Origin of the sequence: Micromonospora sp. NPDC049799 (assembly GCF_040656655.1) — a bacterium.
Taxonomy (GTDB): Bacteria; Actinomycetota; Actinomycetes; order Mycobacteriales; family Micromonosporaceae; genus Micromonospora.
In genome coordinates, this window is sequence record NZ_JBFAMU010000529.1 from 1 (window position 1) to 3,297 (window position 3,297).

Annotated in this window: 2 protein-coding genes and 1 pseudogene; all 3 read right to left on the bottom strand. The window is 74.6% G+C overall.

The genetic code is table 11. From position 1 onward, the window contains the following. Positions 1 to 125, bottom strand: a pseudogene (locus AB0I76_RS25760) (ABC transporter permease); the annotation flags it as partial. Continuing rightward, positions 122 to 1,645, bottom strand: a complete 1,524-nt coding sequence (locus tag AB0I76_RS25765) for an ABC transporter substrate-binding protein (protein ID WP_357040457.1) — start codon at positions 1,643 to 1,645, stop codon at positions 122 to 124. The gene AB0I76_RS25765 and the pseudogene AB0I76_RS25760, both read right to left, overlap by 4 nt. Before the next feature lie 23 nt (positions 1,646 to 1,668). Beyond that, positions 1,669 to 3,297, bottom strand: a 1,629-nt coding sequence (locus AB0I76_RS25770) for a thioesterase domain-containing protein (RefSeq protein ID WP_357040460.1), incomplete at its 5' end; no start/stop codon positions are given.

Consider the following 3,297-nt stretch of genomic DNA (forward strand, 5'->3'; position numbering starts at 1 on the left):
GCGTCGGCGCGACCGGCGGTCCGGGCGGCGACGGCGTCGCCGGGCAGGGCCTCGGTGGCGGCGAACACCACCACCGAGACCCCGACCAGCAGCAGTGGCGCCCGCAGCAGCGCCCACGGCGTCATCGGGTCAGCCGCGCCTGTTCGATGAAGAGCCGGGCGAAACCGGGGCCGGTCGGCAGCCCCTGCACCCCCACGCGGGTCAGGTCGAGGCCCTCTCCGGTGCCCCACACCACGTACCCGCCCTCGTCGCGGACCTGTCGCTGGAGGTCACCGAGGGCGGTGTTGCGCTTCGCCTCGTCCGGCTCGGCGAGCGCGGCGGCCAGGGCGGCGTCGAAACCGGGCTTCTTCCAGGCGGTCTCGTTGGTCGGCGAGGTGGAAAGCAGGGACACCCGCGCCACGTCGAAGAACGGGATCCCACCGAAGTAGCCGGTGTAGAAGTCCTGCTTGGCCCAGACGGTGGTGAAGTACGTGTCGGGCGGGTTGAGCTTCACCCGCGCGGTCACCCCGATGTCGGCGAGCTGGCGGGCGAAGAGCGTGGCGGCGGTGTCCATGCCCGGGTACGAGGTGGTGGTGTGCAGCGTGACGGTCAGGCCCTTGGCGTGCCCGGCCTCGGCGAGCAGTTGCCTGGCCCGCGCCACGTCCCGGCCGCGCGGGGTGAGGCCGGTGGGGGCGGACGGGTCGGCCGGGGCGAGGATGTCGTCGCCGGCCTGGCCGTAGCCGAGGAACGCCGCCTCGACCAGGGCCGGCCGGTCGGCGGCGAGCTTGACCGCCTCGCGGACCCGGGGGTCGTCGAACGGCTTGCGGTCGGTGCGCATGACGAACGGGTACATGGTCACCGCGGGGCGGCGCAGCACGCTCACGTCGTCGCGCCCCTCGGCCTGCTTCGCCGCCGCCGGTGCGACGCTGGCGGCTACGTCGGCCTGCCCGGAGAGGACGGCCTGGGCGCGGGCCTGCGGGTCGGCGACGGCCCGGACCTCGATGCGCCGCAGCGGCGGCGCGGTGCCCCACCAGCTGTCGTGGCGCTCCAGCACGGCGGTCTGCGCGTCGCTGCTGACCAGCCGGAACGGCCCCGACCCGGGAACGGGACGGGTGAAGTCGTCGGCGTTCTCCGGCACGATGAACGTCATCGACTCCAGGGCCCGGGGCACCTCGGCGAAGGGCTGCCGGCTGACGATCTCGACGGTGTGCTCGTCAACAACCCGGGAGGCGGCGAGGTCGAAGCTGGCGAGCCGGCCGTAGTTCTCGGCGGCCTTGCGTTCGATGCGGCGCAGCGACCACAGCACGTCGGCGGCGCGGACCGGTCTGCCGTCGGTGAAGGTGGCGTCCCGGCGCAGGGTGAACCGCCACTTCCTCTGGGTCGGGTCGGCCTGCCACGACTCGGCCAGCCGAGGTTGGGTGCGACCGTCCGGGCCCTGGCCGGTGAGGACGTCGTAGGTGAGGGCGAAGCGTACGGCGTCGGCCTCGTTGGCCAGGCCGCCGTGCGGGTCGTTGCCGGCGGTCGCGGGCGAGCCGACCGACACGTAGCGCAGGGTGTCGGCGGCGGTGGCCGTCTCGGGCGCGTCGTCGTCGGCGCAGCCGGCGGTGACAAGCAGGGCGAGCACGGTCAGGGCGCCGAGAGCACGGCGCCGCAGTGGCATGGTCATGGTCACCTTCGTGGAGTGGGTCGTCACTGTGCGGGAAGAACGGTGCGGAGGTGGTGGTCGAGCGCGGCGGCGACCGCCGATACCGCGGGTGGGCGCAGCACCGAGTAGTGGTGCGCGTCCACGTCGACGGTGTGCGGCGGCCGGGCGAGGTGCGCCCGCCAGCCGAGGTCCGGCACGCCCGGTGGGGTGTCGTCGACGCCCATGCCGATGCCGGAGTTGCGCGGTGCGGTGCGGGTGGCCCGCACCAGCAGGGTGGTGGTGTCGGTGGCGGACAGTTGCTCTGCCCGGTGGTCGGCCAGGGCGCACAGGTGCCGGTCGAGCACCGCCAGCCGGTCGCGCAGCGACTCGCCGCGACCCAGCAGCCGCGCCCGGCGCAGCCGCCGTTCGGCCTCGGCGAGCCGCTCGGTCTCGGTCGTGGCGGCCAGCCGGGCCCGAAGGTCCGGGTCCGCCCCTCCGAGGTCCACCCCGAGGTACGCCTCGAGCGCGCCGAACTGCCGGACGATCAGCTCCACCTGGGCGCCGGACGACGAGGTGGCCGCCAGGTGGCGGATGTACGTCGGGTCGTTCGAGTCGATCATCGCCAGCAGCGGTACCGGTCGCCCCTGGGCGTGTGCCTGCCGGGCCATCTCCTGGGCGACGGTGCCTCCCATCGACCAGCCACCGAGCAACAGCGGGCCGTCCGGCTGCCGCCCGCGCAGCACCGCCAGATACGTGGCGGCCAGCTCGGCGACGGTGCCCGGCGCGGGTGCGCCGACCAGCGCCGGATCGGTCAGCGCGACCACGCTGATCCGCTCGTCGATCAGCCGGGACAGCTCGGTGTAGCAGAGCACGTCCCCGCCGGAGGGGTGCACCAGGTAGAGGGTCAGCGGACCGCTTCCGGCGCGTACCGGCAGGGCGACGTCGGGCAGCGGGTGCGGCACGGCCGGTCGCCGGGCCGGGACGCTGGCAGTGGCCGAGGGCCGGTCGGACTCCCAGCAGGCCGGTTCCCTCGCGAGCCGGCGCACCCGGTCCACGTAGGCGTCGAACGCCTCCTGGACCTGGGCCGGGTCGAGGACCGGCTCAAGGGCGTCCCACTGCAACCACAGCTCTCCGTCCTGCTCCAGTGCCTGGTGGTCGAGCAGGGTCTGCGGGGTCTGGCTGACCCCGTACACCTGCCGGCCGGCCCACTGCAGGTCGTGGTCCTCGCCGATCAGCTCGGCCATGCCGAGGGCGCTGGTGAAGACCACCGGCACCGCCGCGACCTCCCCGGTGCGGGCGGACACCTCGGCCAGCACGTCCAGCCCGGAGAACTGGCGGTGGTCCAGGTCGGCGAAGAGTCGCCGCTGAACCGCGGTGGCCTGCTCGGCGAACGACGCGCTCCCGGCCGGTGTGACCTCGTGCACGACGAGTGAGGTGAAGTCGCCGACGACCGCGTGCGCGCCGGGGAGGTCGTCAGGCCGGTCGAACAGGGTCAGCATCAGGCTGAACCGGTCGTCGCCGGACCACTGCCGCAGCGTGTCGGCGTACGCCGCCAGCAGCACGGCGGTCGGGGTCAGACGGCGCCGGGCGACCTGCGACCGCAGCGCGTCCCACTCGTCGGCGGCGAGCCGGAAGGTCCGGCGGACGAAGCGGGGTGGACCCGCCGGGTCGTCGGTGACCGGCAGGCGCGGCGC